The following is an 18,603-nucleotide window of genomic DNA, read 5'->3' as shown; positions in this document are numbered from 1 at the left end:
AGCTGAGCGCTAACTGCCCAAAGCGGTATCCAGTACAAACATCAGAACAAACCCCAGCATAAGGCCATTCGTTGCGGACATTTCGTGGCCTTGTTTATGTGATTCGGGAATCATTTCATGACTGATAACAAACAGCATAGCGCCCGCCGCCATAGCCAGCCCCCAGGGCAGCACAGCTGAGTTGCTCAATGCAATGGCGCCAATAACAGCCATTAATGGCTCCACCAAGCCGGATAACATCCCGACACCAATTGCTATCTTACGGCTATAGCCGGCGGTTAGTAAGGCCATGGCTACGACAAAACCTTCCGGTATGTCTTGCACCGAAATACCGGTTGCCAGAGTTGAAGCTCCAACAGTATCTTCGCCAGCGTAGGCGACGCCTATTGCCAGACCCTCGGGTATATTGTGCAGGATAATAGCAATGACAAATAGCCAACTGCGTTTTAATATTAGTGCCTGACGCCCTTCAGTGCCTTTAATAAAGTGCTCATGCGGTACACTGCGCTCCAGAGCCATCATCAAAAAAGAGCCCAGGAGAATAGCGGCAGCTACTTTGAGAGGGCCTTGCCAGGCCGTTTGTGCGGCCACTTCAAACAAGTTTAACGCAGGTACAATGAGAGAAAAAATACTGGCCGCCAGCATGACACCAGCGCCAAACCCCAGCATTGCAGCATGTAAACGGCTAGATAACTGATTGGAGAACAGAGCCGGAAAAGTGCCTAAAGCGGTTGCACCTGCAGCTATCATTCCTGCATAAAAGGCATAGCGCACATTTTCTTGAGTCTGCATTAACAGAATGAGTTGCTGCAGACCATAGCCCACGCCCAGCAATAGGGCGCACCAGGCAAGCAGCTTGCTTCCAAGCCGCCAGCCTGGTTGAATTAATTCCATTACCTTCATTTATGTTCCTCAAAACGCCTGGCAACTTCGGACCAGTGGACGACTTCATAAAATGCTGCAATATAGTCTGCACGTTTGTTCTGATATTTTAAATAGTAAGCGTGTTCCCAAACATCCAGTCCGAGTATGGGAGTCAGTCTATCCATTAATGGGCTATCTTGATTCGCTGTACTGGTTATTTCAAGTTTTCCGTTTGAACCTTGAGGCTCAAGCCACGTCATAGGTGGCTCGAACCTGACCAGTTCCAGTCATTAAAGCTACTTTATTTTGTATAGACATAACGTACACTTATTTGATGATTGTACTTCAATTAGAGTACATACGCGGCGGTTAAGTTTCGCAAATGCAGGTCAAAAAGTGGGGCTTTTCATTAGGACATAACCAAGGACATAACTTCCGCAACTGCTTTGTCATCTAAGTCCATTTGATCAACCGTTTCACTGAGTTGGAGCATGGCCTGGCTAAGTGCGGTATTATAGCTACTGATTTCCTTTTGCAGAGCGTCTATTCGGGCCTTGCGTTCTTCATCGCTCAGGGCGCTATCGTTCATAACATCCTGCAGTTCCTGTTGTTTTTCCTTAAGCTTTTCTCTGTACTCCGCTATCCGTTTTAGTAAGTCTTTTAGCCCTGAAGGAAGACTACTTTCGTCAATTTTTTCCTTCTTAGAAAACAGCGAGCTTTCCCCTTTTTCAGAGGCAGAGGTAAGTTCTTTAACCAAAGGTGACAGGTCAACATAAAAACTGGCGTTGCTACTGGCTTTGTCGCTTGTAGGTTGGTTATTCGTTGTTGTGTTGAGCGGCTTAGTACTAACCGAAGGCACACTGGAAGAGGCGGGTTTCGTGTATAAAGAGATAGGCATGGCACTCTCTCCAGAAGGCTATAGGCTATTTCCGTAGGTTTGCATTAGTATCGGCAACGTTTGCCAATACTTTAGTTCGTCCTTGGAAATAGCCTTTAGCTTACATTTCGCGGCTATATTGCTTAGCGTTTGAGTTTATAGGCAATTACATAATCGCCAATGGTGGTGCCTATAGAGCCGTGACCACCAGCTACCTGAACCACCATTTGTTCACCCTGGCCGTTCAAGTAAGTCATTGGTGTGGCTTGTCCGCCAGCTGGCAAACGTGCGCGCCAAAGTTCTTCACCGGTGGATAAGTTATAAGCGCGCAGGTAGTTATCTACAGCGGCTGCCATAAAGACCACACCGCCTTCGGTGATGATAGGGCCACCAATACCGGGGACGCCCATTTTAATTGGCAGCGGAAGTGGTGTCAGATCACGGACAGTACCGTTTTTATGCTTGTATACGGTTTCGCCGGTTTTCAGGTCAACACCGGCCACGTAGCCCCATGGTGGCTGCTGACAGGGGACGCCCAGCGGAGAAAGTAAAGGCTTCATATCTACCGCATAAGGTGCACCGTCGTTTGAGTTCAGACCTTGTTCTCCCTGGTTGGCCGGACCCATGTCGGAGCCGTCTTTTTTAACCAGAGTTTGTGTGAAGGCTAGGTATAAAGGCATGCCGAACATAACCTGACGTTTTGGGTCTATTGCAACACTGCCCCAGTTAAAGACCCCGAAGTTACCCGGATACACCAGTGTGCCTTGTTCTGATGGCGGTGTGTACTGGCCTTCATAGCGTAGAGACTTAAATTGAATACGGCACATCATTTGATCCAGCGGTGTCGCTCCCCACATGTCTTTTTCAGTCATGGTAGGAGGACGGAAGGTTAGCGCTGAAATTGGCTGTGTTGGCGAGGCATTATCCAGAGCTACCGTTCCCTGAGGTGCTGATTTTTCGGTAATAGGGAATATAGGTTCGCCGGTTTCACGATTCAGCACGTACACATCGCCTTGCTTAGTGGGTACCACAAGAGCTGGTTGTCTTCCGCTTACAGTGTCTAAGTCGAGCAATACTGGCTGGGCAGGGGTATCCATGTCCCAAAGGTCATGGTGAACAAATTGTTGTACCCACTCTACCTGTCCGGTTTTAAGGCTTAGTGCAACCACAGAGCTGGAATATTTCTCTTCATTTTCAGAGCGGTACCAACCCAACTGATCGGGTGTGCGGTTCCCCATAGGAAAGTAAATAAGACCCAGCTCTTCATCGGCACTGGCTACCGACCAGCTGTTAGGCGAGCTGGTAGTGTAAACTTCGTCTTCGGCAATAGGGGCGGTTTCATTCGGGTTGCCGGAATCCCAGTTCCATACCAGCTCGCCCGTTTTTACGTCATAGGCACGAATAACGCCGGAAGGTGAGTTTTTGTCGTAGTTGTCGTTTACGGAGCCTGCAACCACCACTACGCCATTCGCCACAACTGGCGGCGACGTAGAGTAATAATAACCGGCTTGTTTGAACGGCATATTGTGGGTTAAATCGAGCTCACCGTTATTTGCGAAGTTTGCACAGCGTGCGCCGCTGGTTGGATCTATCGCAATTAAACGGGCATCGGACGTGGGAAGAAAGAGTTCGGCGTCACACTGTACTGGTTCCTGATTTTCAGCCGCTATGTCCAGCTTTTCAGCAGACGGCGCCTCACCGGAGCTTGGCGGCAAATAGGACACACCGCGACAAGTCTGATGCTGGCGCTGACTTTCTGGCGGCACTTCGGCGTCAAATACCCAGCGTTTAGAGCCGTTGTCGGCATCCAGTGCGACTAACCAATTGTGCGGTGTACACAAATAGAGTGTATCGCCAATTTTCAATGGCGTTGCTTCATAGGTGGTTTCACCGACGTCTTTAGGGCCTTTCATATCACCAGTGCGGTAGCGCCAGGCTTCTTCTAGTTGCCCCACATTTTCGGTGGTGATTTTATTCAGTGGCGAATAACGCTGACCCATATTAGTCCGGCCATAAGCGTACCAACTGTCTTCCGGGGAGTTTCCCTGTTTAGGTGACTCGCTGTCTACTTGAGTATCTAATTTGCCGGATAAGTCATGCGGGTTTGCCAGAAGGCTGCCCAGTGTCATTAGCGCAAGAACGGACCACACCGGGAGCAATACTTTGCGCCCGCCATTGTCTACCACTTTGGAAAGAAGCAAAGGTATGGCCAGCACCAAAAATAAACCTATGCGGGGTGCTAATGCCCACCAGTCATACCCAGATTCCCATAATGACCACAGCATGGTGAGGATCAGGAATACAGCGAACAAAGTGCGGGTTAACGGATGCTGTTTGTAACCAAGCCAGGCATTAAATAGTAAAATCACGCCTGCTAGAGCGTAATAGAAGCTGCCACCCAATGTAAGCAGGTGAATACCGCCTACTGTTAAGGCGAGGCCAAGAAGTGCAGTTAGAATAGCGAATAAAATCATAGCAATGATTCCATATGTTGAAATGCATACAGATGTGAGCGATATTCTAGCAGATGGAGTACCAAGTCACCGCGGAATTTGAAGAAACAGTATGAATATTACAAGGAAGAACTTAAGCGAGGCGGCAGATAAAAACATTATCTCGACTTCGCAAGCCGACGCTCTTTTTGAGTTTTTTAAAGAGCAACATCAGGACAAGCCTCAATTTACCTTTAATCATGTGCTGTATTATCTGGGCGGGCTTATTGCTATTGGCGCCATGACGCTGTTTATGAACCTGGGGTGGGAGTCTTTTGGCGGTGCCGGGATTGTTCTGATATCCGTTCTTTATGCCGCTATTGGCTTAAAACTTACTCATGTTTTCTCCGCCAAAAGCTTATCTATTCCCGCAGGAATCTGCGCCACCTTTGTGGTTTGCTTAACGCCGTTGGCTATCTACGGTCTTCAGCAATGGTTAGGTGTCTGGCCCGACGAAACTGTTTATCGTGAGTATCACCGGTACATAAAGTGGCACTGGATATACATGGAACTGGCTACACTGGCTGTCGGTGTCATTATGGCGTGGAAGTACAAATATCCTTTTTTAGTTATGCCTATAGCTGTGACACTTTGGTATATGACGATGGATATTACCGTTATGATTGCTGGCGGTGACCTCAGTTGGGAATTAAGAAAACTCGTATCCTTGTACACTGGATTGTTAATGATAGGTTTTGCATTCTGGGTGGACATTCGTTCGCGCGATACAGCCGATTATGCCTTCTGGATTTATATTTTTGGCGCTTTGGCATTCTGGGGGAGCCTATCATTTATGGAGTCCGACAGTGAGCTGTCAAAATTTGTCTATTTCTGCGTAAATCTTCTGATGATAGGTGTTGGTGTATTACTGGTTCGCCGGGTATTTGTGGTGCTTGGAGCCCTTGGTAGTTGCTTCTATCTTGGCTATCTAGCTCAGGATGTTTTCCAGGACAGTTGGCTATTTCCAGTCGCTTTAACGGCTATTGGTCTGGGTATCGTTTATTTAGGTATTCTCTGGCAGAAGCATGAAAAGACCATGACTAACAAATTGCGTGCGCTGATTCCCGCGGAGTTACGGGAGTTGCTAGAGGCAAGGTCTTAAGGAACGTCAGTTAATATAGCCATCGAATGATTCACTATTACAATTTGAGTTAAAGCAAAGAAAGTTAAGGAGAAGACCAATGTCATCAAAGGTTGTTAATTTTGCCGAAAAACTGAGTAAGTTTTCTGAACATTGGTCGCCGCGGGTGGTTGCCGAAATGAACGATTATCAAATTAAGGTCGTTAAGATTCAGGGGGAGTTTGTCTGGCACGATCATAAAGATACCGACGAAGTTTTTCTGGTACTCAAGGGAAAAATGGGTATTGAGTTCAGAGATAGCGTTGTGCAGCTAGCGGAAGGGGAAATGTATGTGGTACCTAAAGGTGTAGAGCATAAACCCTTTGCTGAGAGCGAATGTCAGGTGCTTCTAATTGAACCAAGGGGCGTTATAAATACAGGGAAAGCCGGTGGTGAGCTTAAGGCGAAGAACGATGTTTGGGTTTGAGGTTAATTCGTAACCTGCTACAGTTGAATCAGTCTTTAGGCAGCAAAGAGCTGAGTCTAGATGAAGCCTTCGAATAATGACTGCGCGGTGGTTGCTTCAACGGTAATTAGATTATCGTTACAACGCTTTAGAGCCAAAGCTGCAAAAAAATTGATTGATGAAAGTGGATTCGGGATAGCCTAACTCAATGAACTTAGCTCTCTTTGACTTTGACGGCACAATAACTAACCAGGACACTTACACAAAGTTCCTGTTTTACGCAACCCCTAAGCACCGCGTTATAGCAACTCTGATTTTAGCCTCACCAATTATTATTCTTTATAAACTGGGGCTTTTAAAAGCCTCACGAACGAGGCCTGCGTTATCCAGAATTGTATTCTGGAACCGCCGGGCACCTGAAGTTTTAGAATCGGCAAAAGAGTTTGCTGAACACTATTTGCCCAGTGTTACAAGGGAAGAAGCGCTTGCAAAAATTGAATGGCATAAACAGCGCGGCGACGAAATTTATGTGGTGTCAGCATCGTTAAATTCATATTTATCGTTTTGGTGTAATGCCCAGGGTATTAAGTTCATATGCAGTGAACTGGAGCTTAAAAACAATAAATTGACAGGCCGTTATGTCTCCGGCGACTGCAGTCTGGATAATAAAGTGAAAGGGATTAAACGTACCCTCGATTTGTCCGCGTTTGAAACCATATTTGCCTATGGTGATACCGAAGAAGACATGCCCATGTTGTCTTTAGCGGATGAAAAGTATTTTAGGTGGCAGCGTATGTCTGAATTAGCAGAGCCTTCCGATGCTTTGTAAAATAAAAATATTATTTGTTAACGGGTAACCTCAAATGGATCCACAAATTCTGGCTTCACAACTACGTCATCCTAGTGGAGAGCACGCCTCTGAAGTCGCTTTAAACATGAACAGTGCAAACGGTCAGTTGAACGTAAAGTGCATAGATCTTTTAAACCTACAAAATTCGGAGTCACTGCTGGAAATTGGTCCCGGCAATGGAGTTTTTGCTGCTGACATAATCAAACGGGCTGATAACCTCTCCTATACTGGCGTTGATTGGTCAGCAGATATGGTTGCCGAAGCGAAACGCATGAACGAAGATATAGTGACTTCGGGGCAGGCAACATTTCAGCAGGGCAATTCCTCTCAACTCAATTTTGATAACAATGTATTCGATAAAGTTCTGACCGTTCATACTCTCTATTTTTGGGACAAACCACTTGAGCACTTAGTGGAAATTCGACGTGTTCTTAAACCTCAGGGGCTATTCTGTCTCGCTTTTGGCGATAGTTCATTTATGAAAGATTTGCCCTTCGTGCCTTATGGCTTTGAGCTCTACGATAGGGAACTCGCCTGTAACTTGTTGCAAGACGCGGGGTTCAGATTACTCAATGCGGAATATTATGCAGAGCAGGGCGTGAGTAATACAGGTGAAGTCGTTGATAAAATAATAAATATTATTATCTGCAAAGCTTAATTAGAAAGCTGGAAAACTTTTTACCGACTCAGTTACAGGGACAAAACTTGACCAATTTTAAATACATTCTGGTTCTTGCTTTATTGGTAAGTGCTTTCACGTATGCGGACGATACTGCGATCGCAGAGGACAAAGAAAAGTACTGTGATTTTAACTTATATTTACCAGCAAAGAGTGAGGGAGCCCCGGATACCTTACTGTTAGAGCGTTCTGACCTTAGTTCGTTAAATACAACTACCGACAATAATACGGTTCAATGGACAATAGAAGTGGCCGACCATGCGCTGAGTAAATGGAAAGCCGCGAGTAAAGAGCATATTGGTTTACCCATGCGAATTTATTGTGGTGATGAATTGATATCAAACCCCGTTGTCAGGGCACCACTTGGAAAGAAGTTTAGAGTGACCGGAATGGACGAGGGCGCTCGTCGCATACGTTAGTTCCTCCAGGCCGTTATGCAGAAACTTAGGGTTAAGTTTCTGTAAAGGTGTCCACAACTGTATTGGAGCTGGGTATTAAGTTGGGTAAACTCAGTTTACAAAATGACAACACGGTGCCAATGGAAGGTGCATAGTAAGTTTTCTTCCGTTAGCTGTATTGTGAAGAGCCGCGCTATTACTAATAAGGGAATGTCTTATGTCGATGCACGAGTTTGAAGACCTGGTTGAGTCGTCGGTTAACTGTCTGGCTCAGTCGAAAACAAAGACGAGCCAGGAACTGCGCTCGCTATTCTGCAACCTCTATCAATTTCAGGAATGTTGGGATACTGGTTTTACTCATCTTCGTGTTATTGACACTTTGTTGAAACACAACTTTGTTTACCAATTTAAACTCACTCAACACCCTGACTACGCCGTGCATAAAGCCTTTTTCGATAGCGCACGCGAGTTTACTTTTGTTGGACTTCACCCTGAAGAAAAGTGGAACGGCGAGACAAACCCCACCGTCGGCTACATTGAACCACCTTACCTATATTGCGATGCCGGCTCACCGCTCTGGCAAAAATTCGTCGAAGCAGGCTTGCTGACGGGCGACGATGCATTGCCGCCGGTGGAAATGGCTATTCAGGATACGGCAAAAGAAGTCATTGTTGAGGCAAAAGAGCAGAGTAACCCTGAATTAGTCAGCCTGTGGTATTCCGCATTAGGCTTATATTTATGGTCTTTTCACGAGGAAGCGCAGCTGGAAGAGGCTAAGTCGGATGCATCCATTAAGGCAATTAGAGGTATTGTTCAGGAAACCGGAGCGCTTGATCTTGATCCGGGTCATGGCTTTTTACAGCAACCGCCGCCGGAAGCATTAGAAGAATATCCGTACTTGTCCTGGTGGTTTCAAATAAACGACTAGCGCACAAAGGTTTACTTAAAAAAGTAGGTAGGGAAACAGTGAATATATACAAAGTTTTGGGTGTTGCCGTCGTTAGCGCAATGCTGAGCGCGGGTTGTGCAGAAAGCAAGGAAGCTAAGCAGGAGGGTCGAACTGTGTACGAGCAAATTCAGCAACGCGATGAACTTCACGACGCCCGTTTTGAAATATTAAAAGGGCTTGAGGACGAAGAGCTCGGACGTGCACTGTACGGTCAGGAAATGTCTAACTTCCAATGGATGATGGACGTTTTTGTCTTTTATGCCGGGATAGAAAAAGTTGAATACACTCAGCCGGAGTTTTTCCATTTCAACCAATACAGTGACAGGGACGCAATCATCGAAGCGTACTTGCAAAGTATGGTAGCGGTAAACAGTTGGAAACACCTCTCTTGCATGCAATATTCAAACGAACAGGGTTTTACTCTGAAGCCTGGCTTTGAGTTTCCGTTTCGTTACAGTCTGACATACACCAATATGATTTTCGACAACGGTGATACCTTGGGCTTCCCTGAATATGCGAGCTTTCCTGATATGGCAAATAATAAGCAGGCATTGGGCGATATTGTCGATACACGTGAAGAATTCTGTTTCACCGAGGCACGCGATGAGAAGTCCCCCAGACCAGTTGCTGTAAAGGGAGAGTTTTATGCAGAATTGCCAGAACAGATAATTACATTTGAACTCAGCGCTGAAGATGTTGGAGAAACTCTGGAGCGAGACGGCTTTTTAATTAACGTGCTGGAGTTTGGGGAAGACTATTACGTAGTTGAAATTAGTATTGAAGACGGCACCGACCCTTCTAAATTGTTCGGAAATGAAGATGTTCTTGCTGAGGCCGTTACAGCCAATGGGGATTATCTCGCCTGGCGGTCAACACGACGTCGGCCTACGTCTGAGGTTTATCAGGAAAACGACCTGCTGGAAGAGGTAATAGCAAAGGCTAAACAGGGAAATATCGATTTAGAAGCTGTAAAAAAGGATTTTGAGGCCTGGCAAAAAGACAGTAAAGAGGCGCGCGCTGGTAAAATATATTTAGGCAGAGCCTTTAACGGACAAGTAGAAAAAGGGTTGTTAACGCTATTAGTGTACGGTGAAGAAAGCAAAAAAGTGGAACGTGAGTTAGAGCTTCCAGTGCTTGACCTGCCATATTCCCGGACTTATGAGATCAGCCTGGGCGATATACCTGAGATTGAGCTAACGGCTCCTGTTTACAATGATCGTCTGCCTGTTACAGCATCCCGTACCGAATTAAATGCACAAGAAATTTCAGATTTAATGACATTACTACATTTCCGAGGATATGAGTTCGACGACCCGAAAAAACAGGATGTTGAAACCCCCGGAGTTATAAGGTGGTTTTACCCCAATGTACAAAGCGATGTATTTATTGAAAGTGGCAACCGGGTGGCGGCATCTGCAATGGCCGGTCATAAGTTCTTTGATGAAAATAATGAGCCAGTGCAGGATGCCGCTGAAGTTGAGTTAAAGAAAAGTGGGAACCTCGAAAACACGGATTTAGAGAGCATTGAATTTGCTTATGACTTTAAAGCGCACAGTATTGATTATTATCCAAAAAGGTTCACAACTAAACCTGCTCGCTTTAAAGCTGCGCTTCCGGTGCTTATCGCACCTAATCTGACGAAAGAAAGCTATGCTAAAGACGAATTGCCGCAAGGCGCAAGTCTAAAAGGTAACCGACTCATTATTGACTACGCGGAGTTTGAGCCGCGCGAAACGATAAAAAGAAAAGCGTACGAACAAGAACGTCGTCGGAATGAGGTTTTTGTTAAGGATAGCAAGGGATACCTCAAGGAAATAACGAGGCAGTCTTTTGTGTATGCTCATGGTCGGAACAAGCCACCGGTAGATGTTTACTATTTTTATGGCGAGCCCGAAACCTTTGAAATTTGGTATATGGGGGAGGCTAAATTTATCGACTATGACGTAGATATTGACTTGAATTCTACTGGCACGCAGAACGCAAAGTAGTTTATAGGCTTATAGCTTTATTGCTCTGCGCTAGCGTTCGCGGCTTAAGTTCGATAAAGTAGCGGGCATGAAAATCTCATGGTTACTCATTACAGTCATCCTGATACACAGCTTTTTTACCTGTGCGTCTGTGGTTGGCCATATGGAAGACGCAAGCCACAGCAGTGTGGATGTTGTTTTTGATGTAAACCATGGTTTGGAACATAGCGCGAATTCTTCATCTTTAGATCTTGAGCAGGGGCACGACCACCAGTTTCATGCGCACGTTAGTTGCATTACTGGTTATGGCATTAGTGTCTCTGCTTGTCCCGTTATTACCGAAGCTCAACCTACCGCTGTGATTTTTGATAAGGGTTTAGCCCATCAACCGCCGGTTCCCCCACCAAACGCTTAATCTCCATTTCTACCGTCATTTTTAAATAGCGAACAATTGGAGAAAAAACATGAAGCGTTTGAGCTTCGTGGTGGTCTTTCTGGGTGCCATATTGGTGTTTCCGGTTAGTGCTGCCGCGTCAGATTTAACTTTAAGTGATGCATTAAACCGCACGCTGAAGAGTAACCCCGATTTACAAAAGTACGATTACCAACAGCAGGCCGCCGAGGCACTGACTCTGCAGGCTGAGTTTTCACCTAATCCGAGAGTTGGACTGGAAGTTGAAAACTTTGCTGGCTCTGGTGAAAGCTCCGGTCTGGATAGTGCGCAGATGACGCTGTCCTTCTCTCAGGTCATTGAGTTAGGAGAGAAACGCCAGCAGCGCATTAATGCGGCAACAGCCGAAGAGAAAGTGCAACAGGCCGAGTTTGAATACCAGCGCATTGAGGTACTGGCACAAACCACACAACGCTTTTACCAAGTACTCAAGCTGCAGGAGTTTATTAACCTTAGCAAGCAGCAACTCCATCGTACGGAGAGTCTGTTAGAAACTGCACAGGAGCGGGCAAATGCTGGCGCGGTTCCAAACTCTGAGGTAACCCGTATTCGACTTCAGCGCGAGAGCCAACGGGCTGATATAGAAGAACTGAAAGGCCAGTTGGCTAAAGCGCAGGCAAAGCTCAGTGCAATGTGGGCTGAGCAGCCAAACTTTAACCAAGTTTCGGGGACTTTTTATTTCCCTTTAAAGTTGCCGAAGCAATCTGACGTTCTAAATGCAGTTAATAAGGCACCTGAATATTTACGGCTGTTAGATTCCGAGCGCTTATTGCAGGCTCAGGCAAAGGCATTGGAAGCAGACTCTACCTCTGACTTAAGTCTCGGATTTGGCTTGCGTTACAACAATCAGTCGGATGATACCGGTTTTGTGGTTGAAGCTTCGATGCCATTGCAACTGCAAGATCCTAATATTGGGCGTATTCAGCAGCGTCGGGTTTTGCATCAATCGAACCTGCAGCAGCAGAAACTGGTGCGAACTCAGTTGCGCTCGCTGGCACTGGCGCTAATAAACAGCCTGCAAACCCATCAAAACTACCGACAAAAAGTGAAAGACACGCTATTGCCGCTGGCACAGCAACTGGTCGAACAAACGAACCAGGGCTATGTGCGTGGCACGCATTCGCTATTGCAGGTGCTGGATGCGCAGAATGAGCTAGCTCAGCTCGAGTACCAAAGAGTTTCGCGGGAGCACGCCATATATAGCGATGTCATTCAGCTGGAACGTATGACCGGACAAGCATTTTTAGGAGAACAGCAGTGAAACTATCAACTTACTTTCTAACAGCTGCTTTGTTGGCTGTCTGTAGTTACACCCAACAAACCTGGGCGTCGGAAGATGACCACCATGAAAAGTCGCATACCGAACTGAGTGATAAAGCCATTGAAAACGCCGACCTGAGCATGGGGCAAGTTAGCTCTCAACGCATGGCTGTGACTCAAACCGTATTCGGTGTAATTGCCCCGGAGAATAACAATATTGCGCATATTAGCGCCCGCTATAAAGGCATTGTGAGTTCGCTTAATGCCAATATCGGCGACTCAGTTGAAAAGGGCGAGGTACTTGCCGTAGTCGAAAACGTCAGTACAGGTACCAGGTTCAGTGTAGTCAGTCCCATTAGTGGCCAGGTTTCTGAACGTTTTACCAATGTTGGTGAATTGGTTGATCAGCAACCTTTATTTCAGGTAATTAATACCGCTTCAGTTTGGGTAGAGTTGTCAGCTTTTCCCGAAAACGTGGAAGCAATGCAGGAAGGTCAGACCGCCGAGGTCTACGACTTGCACCACCATAAAACGGTAAGCGGTACAGTATCTTACATTGCACCTCAGATGACCGGCGGTCACATCGCCCGGGCACGCGTAGTATTGCCCAATAAATCAGGACATTGGCGGCCGGGAATGCACGTTAAAGCGGATGTCACAACCGACACCTTTACTGCTGATATCGCGGTTGAGTCCGATGCTATTCAGACCTTGAACGGAGAAACCGTAGTTTTTATCCGCAACGGCAACCGATTTGAAGCCAGTGAGATTAGAACCGGCCGTAAATCGGGTGACTACGTGGAGGTTCTTTCGGGGCTTGAGCTAGGCGCAGAGTATGTCATTGGCAACAGTTATTTGATTAAAGCCGACATTCTCAAACAGGGTGCAGGGCACAGCCACTAAGGGGACTACAATGATTGATGCACTCATTCGCTTTGCGATTGAACGACGCTGGCTGGTCGTGGCTGCAACCTTTTTGATTGCGGCTGTCGGTGTGTACAGCACCGTGAAGCTGCCAATTGACGCGGTGCCAGACATAACCAATGTGCAGGTACAGGTGAATACCGAAGCGCCGGGTTACTCACCGCTGGAAACAGAACAACGTATCACTTATCCGGTAGAAACGGCTATGGCGGGTCTCCCGAAGCTGGATTATACCCGCTCAATTTCTCGTTATGGTTTGTCTCAGGTGACAGTGGTATTTGAAGAAGGAACTGACATTTACTGGGCTCGGCAACAAATCAGCGAGCGGCTGCAGCAAGTTAGAGGGGAGCTGCCGCAGGGCGTTGAACCCGCTATGGGACCCATTGCGTCAGGCCTAGGTGAAATTTTTAACTACGTTGTCAGAGCAAACCCCGGAGCAACCGACGCAGAGGGTAACCCTTACACTGCGGAAACCCTGCGCACCATTCAGGACTGGATCATTAAACCGCAGTTGGTAAAAGTACCTGGGGTTACCGAAATAAATAGTGTCGGTGGTTATGAGAAGCAGTACCAGGTGGCACCTGACCCGGGTCGTATGCTGGCTTACAAAGTGACCATGAAGGACTTACTCAGAGCTTTGGATTTGAACAACCGAAACGCTGGTGCTGGTTACATAGAAAAGAACGGGGAACAATGGCTGGTGCGCTCGCCGGGTCAGTTAAAATCTCTGGAAGAAATTGGCAATGTGGTGGTATCAAAGCGGGACGATGCGCCGGTTCGGGTTCGTCATGTTGCCGATGTGAAACTGGGGGAGCAGCTGAGAACCGGAGCGGCTACGTCTAACCAGGAAGAAGTGGTGCTGGGCACTGCCATGATGTTGATTGGTGAGAACAGTCGCATAGTGGCACAAGCGGTTTCCGAAAAGCTGGAGCAAGTGCAACAAAGCCTGCCGGACGGCGTGGTCGCTGAGGCCATTTACAACCGTACTACCCTGGTGGATAAAACCATTGCCACGGTTGAGAAGAACCTTTTCGAAGGCGCGATTCTGGTTATTGTGGTTTTGTTTATTCTGCTCGGCAATATACGAGCGGCCTTGATCACCGCATGCGTTATCCCGCTTAGTATGCTGTTTGCTATTACCGGAATGGTCACGAATAAAGTGTCCGGCAACTTGATGAGCCTGGGTGCGATTGACTTCGGTATTATTGTCGATGGGGCCGTTATTGTAGTGGAAAATGCTCTGCGACGACTGGGCAATGCGCAACAGCGGTTAGGAAGGGTGTTAAATACTCAGGAACGCTTAGCTGAGGTCATGAAGAGTACGCGTGAGGTATTCAATCCGGCGGTATTCGGTGTCCTCATTATTATGCTGGTGTATCTGCCCATATTCGCGCTAAGCGGCGTGGAAGGGAAAATGTTCCATCCTATGGCTTTCACCGTCGTTGCAGCTCTGCTGGGTGCCTTGATTTTCTCGGTCACTTTTGTTCCTGCCGCTGTCGCTATCTTTGTCCGTGGCAATATTAAGCACGGCGAGAACAAAGTCATGCGCGGCGCTCGTAAAGCTTATCAACCGGTGTTACGAGGTGCGTTGAAACTCCCTGTGTTAGTTATTGTTATTGGCTTTGGCTTATTTGCAGCTTCTTTGTTCCAGGCCAGCCGTATGGGCACAGAGTTTTTGCCCCAGCTGGACGAAGGCGATATTGCCATGCATGCGCTGCGGATTCCGGGGACTGGCTTACAGCAATCGGTCAACATGCAAAAAGACGTAGAAGCCGTGGTTGCTGAATTCGGTGAAGTGAAACGGGTATTCTCTAAAATTGGTACACCGGATGTCGCAACGGATCCTATGCCGCCGAGCGTCGCCGATACCTTTATTATGCTGAAGGAACGCGAAGATTGGCCTAACCCCGCTAAAACTAAAGAGCAGCTGGTGAGCGAAATTCGTAATGCGGTACAAGAGTTACCCGGTAACAAATACGAATTCACCCAGCCGATAGAAATGCGGTTTAACGAGCTGATTGCTGGCGTGCGGGCTGATCTTGGCGTACGTATATATGGCGACGACCTTGAACAACTCAAACAACTGGGTGACTCCGCGACGGCTATTATCAGAGAGGTTCCGGGGGCTTCCGGTGTTCGCGTTGAGCAAATGACCGGCTTACCTATCTTGTCTGTTGAACCTAAGCGAGACCATTTGGCGTTGCTGGGACTTACGGTTGCTGATGTACAAAGTACATTGCAGAGCGCTGTAGGCGGCATTCAGGCCGGGGTTATTTATGAAGGTGACAAACGTTTCAAACTATTGGTTCGGCTGGACAATGACTGGCGGCAGAACATTGAAAAATTGAAACAACTACCGGTGGATGTACCTGCAGCGAGTAACCCAGAGTTGCAGTACGTGCCTTTGGGGGAAGTTGCCAAACTGACTCTGGCCAATGGTCCGAACCAAATTAACCGTGAAAGTGGTAAACGGAATGTCATAGTTAGTGCCAACGTTACTGACCGCGACTTGGGCTCATTCGTTAATGCGGTTCAGGAGAGTTTAAACACAAATCTGGATATTCCGACGGGTTACTGGGTTGATTATGGCGGCACTTTTGAGCAGTTGCAGTCAGCTTCAGAGCGCTTAAGCCTGGTGGTTCCGTTGACGCTGCTGCTTATTTTAGGCCTGCTGTATAGTGCCTTCGGTTCTTTAAGCAGCGCATTGATTATCTTTACCGGAGTGCCGCTTGCATTAACTGGCGGAATTTTCGCTTTGTCATTGCGAGGCATGCCTCTGTCTATTTCTGCGGCGGTGGGTTTTATTGCCTTGTCTGGTGTCGCAGTTTTAAACGGGGTGGTTATGCTGTCTTTTATCCGGCAGTTACTCCGCGATGGCTTACAGCTGAAAGACGCTGTATTTGAGGGAGCGCAACAACGTCTGCGACCGGTATTAATGACCGCTCTTGTCGCGAGCTTAGGCTTTGTTCCTATGGCATTTAATACTGGTACAGGAGCAGAGGTTCAACGGCCTCTGGCCACCGTTGTTATTGGCGGTATTATTTCGTCAACGCTTCTGACGCTGGTTGTTCTACCCGCGTTGTTTTATTTGGTAAATCGATTTAAACAGGCGAAAACGTAATTTTATTAATGCCTCCGAATAAGCGCGTTCATTTTGAGCGCGCTTTTTTATTGATTCACTCTTAACAAGTTAGTTTGGTTTTATTAACATGATTAAAACAATAAGTTCCGACTATTAAGGAAACACCATGAACTCAGGCGCGAAAGCATTAGCTGCTAGCGAAACTAAATTCGACCGCAAAGCCTTTACCATCTTATTTTCCGTTCTAAGTTTACTTTTCGGTGTGGGAATTGGAGTAGCAATAAGCACGGTAGAACTAACCGGCAATTCTGAAATGTACGCTCAACTTGCTTTTAGTCTGATACCCGCAGCTGTTATTTGGACATATGTTCTTTTTCATTACTTAAAGCGGTTTTGATTGTTATATAGTGCAAAGCGAAACAAATTATCCCGTTGGGAAGAACTGCCCGAAACACATGAGAGCACTGAGCAACATTCCTGACTTTAATCTATCGGTGCATAGATTTTGATGCCGATTACTAGCTTTTAGAAGTAGCTAACGACAGCTTTTATTTGTTGTTAGGGGCGTCTTTCGGTATACTACTTTCCCGTCTGAATGCAATCCCAAATTTGACCTGACCAACTAGGTATCACATGGCGACAAACTATATTTTCGTAACCGGCGGAGTTGTATCCTCGCTGGGTAAAGGCATTGCTGCAGCCTCCCTGGCGGCAATTCTTGAAGCACGGGGCCTTAACGTTACTATCATGAAGCTGGACCCCTACATTAACGTAGATCCGGGTACCATGAGTCCAATTCAGCACGGTGAAGTTTTTGTCACCGTAGACGGAGCTGAAACCGATCTTGACCTTGGTCACTACGAGCGTTTTATCCGCACCCGTATGACCAGCAGCAACAACTTTACCACCGGCCGTGTCTATGAAGACATTATTCGCCGTGAGCGTAAAGGTGAGTTTTTAGGAGCGACCATTCAGGTCATTCCTCACATTACCAACGAAATTAAGCGTCGTGTTATTGAAGGCAGTAAAGGCTTCGATATTGCCATTATTGAAATTGGCGGCACGGTGGGTGACATTGAGTCACAACCTTTCCTTGAAGCCATTCGTCAATTGGGCACGGAAATTGGTCGTGACCACACCTTATTTATGCACCTGACCCTGGTGCCATTCTTAGGTGCTGCGGGTGAGGTGAAAACCAAGCCAACACAGCACTCAGTGAAAGAACTGCGTTCTATTGGTATTCAACCCGATATATTAATATGCCGTTCAGATCGTTCTTTACCGGCAACTGAGCGCTCGAAAATCGCTTTGTTTACCAATGTAGAAGAGCGCGCGGTTATTGGCCTGCGCGACGTTGACAGTATTTACAAAATACCTTCTATGCTAAAAGCTCAGAGCCTGGACGATATAGTGACCAAACGTTTCCGTCTGGACTGTCCTGAAGCCGACTTGCATGAGTGGGAAGAGGTTCTGTATCAGGAGTCGAACCCGAACGGAGAAGTCACGGTTGGTTTTGTTGGTAAATACGTTGAACTGCCTGACGCTTACAAGTCAGTTAACGAAGCCTTAGCGCACGCTGGTCTTAAGAATCGTTTAACGGTGAACATTCGTTACATTGACTCGCAAGATTTAGAAACCAAAGGTACGTCTAAGCTTGAAGACGTGGACGCTATTTTGGTTCCCGGTGGCTTTGGTGGTCGTGGTATTGAAGGCAAACTAATTGCAGCGAAATACGCTCGTGAAAACAATGTGCCTTATTTGGGCATTTGTTTAGGTATGCAAGTCGCAATGATTGAATTCGCTCGTAATGTTGCCGGTTTAGCTGGCGCTAACAGTACTGAATTTGATGAAAATTGCAGCGATCCTGTAGTGGGTCTTATCACCGAATGGATGGACGCCAGCGGCCAGAAAGAATTGCGCGATAAGCATTCTGACTTGGGTGGCACCATGCGCCTTGGCTCACAAGAGTGTCATTTAGAAAAGGGCTCTAAAGCGCTGAAAATGTACGGTAAAGAGACCATTGAAGAACGCCACCGTCATCGTTACGAAGTGAACAACCATTATGTTGAGGCACTGGAGAAAGCTGGCTTAAAAATTACCGGTTACTCGCACGATAAGCAGTTGGTTGAGATTCTGGAAAACCCGAAACACCGCTGGTTTGTGGCAGTACAGTTCCACCCGGAATTCACTTCAACGCCGCGTGACGGGCACCCGTTATTTAAAGGCTTTATAGAAGCTGCTGGCGAATTTCATAAAGAGCGTTTGGGTTAATAACCCGGCTAAT

16 protein-coding genes and 1 pseudogene are annotated in these 18,603 nt (G+C 46.9%); 13 read left to right on the top strand and 4 right to left on the bottom strand.

Features of this window, described 5'->3' with window-relative positions; genetic code table 11:
• Positions 1-9: 9 nt before the first annotated feature.
• The 4 genes and pseudogenes from ACN0RF_RS03845 to ACN0RF_RS03830 all read right to left on the bottom strand — a co-directional run bounded on the left by ACN0RF_RS03845 (position 10) and on the right by ACN0RF_RS03830 (position 4,215).
• Positions 10-903, bottom strand: a complete 894-nt coding sequence (locus ACN0RF_RS03845) for a ZIP family metal transporter (RefSeq protein WP_417438118.1) — start codon at positions 901-903, stop codon at positions 10-12.
• Positions 900-1,139 (bottom strand): annotated as a pseudogene (locus tag ACN0RF_RS03840) (superoxide dismutase); the annotation flags it as partial. The gene ACN0RF_RS03845 and the pseudogene ACN0RF_RS03840, both read right to left, overlap by 4 nt.
• A 134-nt stretch (positions 1,140-1,273) precedes the next feature.
• Positions 1,274-1,762 carry a hypothetical protein gene (locus ACN0RF_RS03835; protein ID WP_417438117.1) on the bottom strand — a complete coding sequence of 163 codons (489 nt, stop codon included), beginning with the start codon at positions 1,760-1,762 and terminating at the stop codon, positions 1,274-1,276.
• Between the two features lie 122 nt (positions 1,763-1,884).
• Positions 1,885-4,215, bottom strand: coding sequence for a glucose/quinate/shikimate family membrane-bound PQQ-dependent dehydrogenase (locus ACN0RF_RS03830; protein ID WP_417438116.1), 2,331 nt, complete (start codon positions 4,213-4,215; stop codon positions 1,885-1,887).
• A gap of 91 nt (positions 4,216-4,306) precedes the next feature.
• Between ACN0RF_RS03830 and ACN0RF_RS03825 the strand changes: the two genes are divergently transcribed.
• The 13 genes from ACN0RF_RS03825 (at position 4,307) to ACN0RF_RS03765 (ending at position 18,590) form a co-directional block, all read left to right on the top strand.
• Positions 4,307-5,335: a DUF2157 domain-containing protein gene (locus ACN0RF_RS03825; RefSeq protein ID WP_417438115.1), complete on the top strand. Its 1,029-nt coding sequence runs from the start codon at positions 4,307-4,309 to the stop codon at positions 5,333-5,335.
• 79 nt (positions 5,336-5,414) lie between these two features.
• Positions 5,415-5,780 carry a cupin domain-containing protein gene (locus tag ACN0RF_RS03820; protein ID WP_417438114.1) on the top strand — a complete coding sequence of 122 codons (366 nt, stop codon included), beginning with the start codon at positions 5,415-5,417 and terminating at the stop codon, positions 5,778-5,780.
• 187 nt (positions 5,781-5,967) lie between these two features.
• Positions 5,968-6,588 carry an HAD-IB family hydrolase gene (locus tag ACN0RF_RS03815; protein ID WP_153849036.1) on the top strand — a complete coding sequence of 207 codons (621 nt, stop codon included), beginning with the start codon at positions 5,968-5,970 and terminating at the stop codon, positions 6,586-6,588.
• 34 nt (positions 6,589-6,622) lie between these two features.
• Positions 6,623-7,267 (top strand): class I SAM-dependent methyltransferase, encoded by a 645-nt coding sequence (locus ACN0RF_RS03810; protein WP_034820562.1) that lies wholly within the window; start codon positions 6,623-6,625, stop codon positions 7,265-7,267.
• A 47-nt stretch (positions 7,268-7,314) separates the two neighbouring features.
• Entirely contained in the window at positions 7,315-7,707 is a 393-nt protein-coding gene (locus ACN0RF_RS03805) for a SecDF P1 head subdomain-containing protein (RefSeq protein ID WP_034820564.1), read from the top strand.
• Between the two features lie 196 nt (positions 7,708-7,903).
• Positions 7,904-8,614, top strand: a complete 711-nt coding sequence (locus tag ACN0RF_RS03800) for a hypothetical protein (RefSeq protein ID WP_417438113.1) — start codon at positions 7,904-7,906, stop codon at positions 8,612-8,614.
• Positions 8,615-8,652: 38 nt separating this feature from the next.
• Positions 8,653-10,623 (top strand): hypothetical protein, encoded by a 1,971-nt coding sequence (locus tag ACN0RF_RS03795; protein ID WP_417438112.1) that lies wholly within the window; start codon positions 8,653-8,655, stop codon positions 10,621-10,623.
• A gap of 67 nt (positions 10,624-10,690) precedes the next feature.
• A complete protein-coding gene (locus ACN0RF_RS03790; protein ID WP_417438111.1) occupies positions 10,691-11,017 on the top strand; it encodes a hypothetical protein in 327 nt (108 codons plus the stop codon).
• A gap of 49 nt (positions 11,018-11,066) precedes the next feature.
• The gene (locus ACN0RF_RS03785; RefSeq protein ID WP_417438110.1) at positions 11,067-12,314 is read left to right on the top strand and encodes a TolC family protein; all 1,248 of its coding nucleotides are present in this window, start codon (positions 11,067-11,069) and stop codon (positions 12,312-12,314) included.
• Entirely contained in the window at positions 12,311-13,216 is a 906-nt protein-coding gene (locus tag ACN0RF_RS03780) for an efflux RND transporter periplasmic adaptor subunit (protein ID WP_417438109.1), read from the top strand. The genes ACN0RF_RS03785 and ACN0RF_RS03780 overlap by 4 nt, the downstream gene beginning before the upstream one ends.
• 10 nt (positions 13,217-13,226) lie before the next feature.
• Positions 13,227-16,358 carry an efflux RND transporter permease subunit gene (locus tag ACN0RF_RS03775; protein WP_417438108.1) on the top strand — a complete coding sequence of 1,044 codons (3,132 nt, stop codon included), beginning with the start codon at positions 13,227-13,229 and terminating at the stop codon, positions 16,356-16,358.
• A gap of 127 nt (positions 16,359-16,485) precedes the next feature.
• Complete coding sequence (locus ACN0RF_RS03770) at positions 16,486-16,716, top strand: hypothetical protein (RefSeq protein WP_417438107.1); 231 nt, start codon at positions 16,486-16,488, stop codon at positions 16,714-16,716.
• Between the two features lie 236 nt (positions 16,717-16,952).
• Positions 16,953-18,590 (top strand): CTP synthase, encoded by a 1,638-nt coding sequence (locus ACN0RF_RS03765; RefSeq protein WP_317496729.1) that lies wholly within the window; start codon positions 16,953-16,955, stop codon positions 18,588-18,590.
• Positions 18,591-18,603: the final 13 nt, after the last annotated feature.

It is taken from the genome of Idiomarina sp. (assembly GCF_048260185.1).
Lineage (GTDB): Bacteria > Pseudomonadota > Gammaproteobacteria > Enterobacterales > Alteromonadaceae > Idiomarina.
The sequence above is the reverse complement of the archived record's forward strand: the minus strand, read 5'-3'. Positions and strand labels throughout refer to the sequence as shown.

Excerpts from the sequence above, each read along its gene's own strand:
- ACN0RF_RS03845 (WP_417438118.1), bottom strand. The coding sequence starts at position 903 with ATGAAGGTAATGGAATTAATTCAACCAGGCTGGCGGCTTGGAAGCAAG.
- ACN0RF_RS03835 (WP_417438117.1), bottom strand. The coding sequence starts at position 1,762 with ATGCCTATCTCTTTATACACGAAACCCGCCTCTTCCAGTGTGCCTTCG.
- ACN0RF_RS03830 (WP_417438116.1), bottom strand. The coding sequence starts at position 4,215 with ATGATTTTATTCGCTATTCTAACTGCACTTCTTGGCCTCGCCTTAACA.
- ACN0RF_RS03825 (WP_417438115.1), top strand. The coding sequence starts at position 4,307 with ATGAATATTACAAGGAAGAACTTAAGCGAGGCGGCAGATAAAAACATT.
- ACN0RF_RS03820 (WP_417438114.1), top strand. The coding sequence starts at position 5,415 with ATGTCATCAAAGGTTGTTAATTTTGCCGAAAAACTGAGTAAGTTTTCT.
- ACN0RF_RS03815 (WP_153849036.1), top strand. The coding sequence starts at position 5,968 with ATGAACTTAGCTCTCTTTGACTTTGACGGCACAATAACTAACCAGGAC.
- ACN0RF_RS03810 (WP_034820562.1), top strand. The coding sequence starts at position 6,623 with ATGGATCCACAAATTCTGGCTTCACAACTACGTCATCCTAGTGGAGAG.
- ACN0RF_RS03800 (WP_417438113.1), top strand. The coding sequence starts at position 7,904 with ATGTCGATGCACGAGTTTGAAGACCTGGTTGAGTCGTCGGTTAACTGT.
- ACN0RF_RS03790 (WP_417438111.1), top strand. The coding sequence starts at position 10,691 with ATGAAAATCTCATGGTTACTCATTACAGTCATCCTGATACACAGCTTT.
- ACN0RF_RS03785 (WP_417438110.1), top strand. The coding sequence starts at position 11,067 with ATGAAGCGTTTGAGCTTCGTGGTGGTCTTTCTGGGTGCCATATTGGTG.
- ACN0RF_RS03775 (WP_417438108.1), top strand. The coding sequence starts at position 13,227 with ATGATTGATGCACTCATTCGCTTTGCGATTGAACGACGCTGGCTGGTC.
- ACN0RF_RS03770 (WP_417438107.1), top strand. The coding sequence starts at position 16,486 with ATGAACTCAGGCGCGAAAGCATTAGCTGCTAGCGAAACTAAATTCGAC.
- ACN0RF_RS03765 (WP_317496729.1), top strand. The coding sequence starts at position 16,953 with ATGGCGACAAACTATATTTTCGTAACCGGCGGAGTTGTATCCTCGCTG.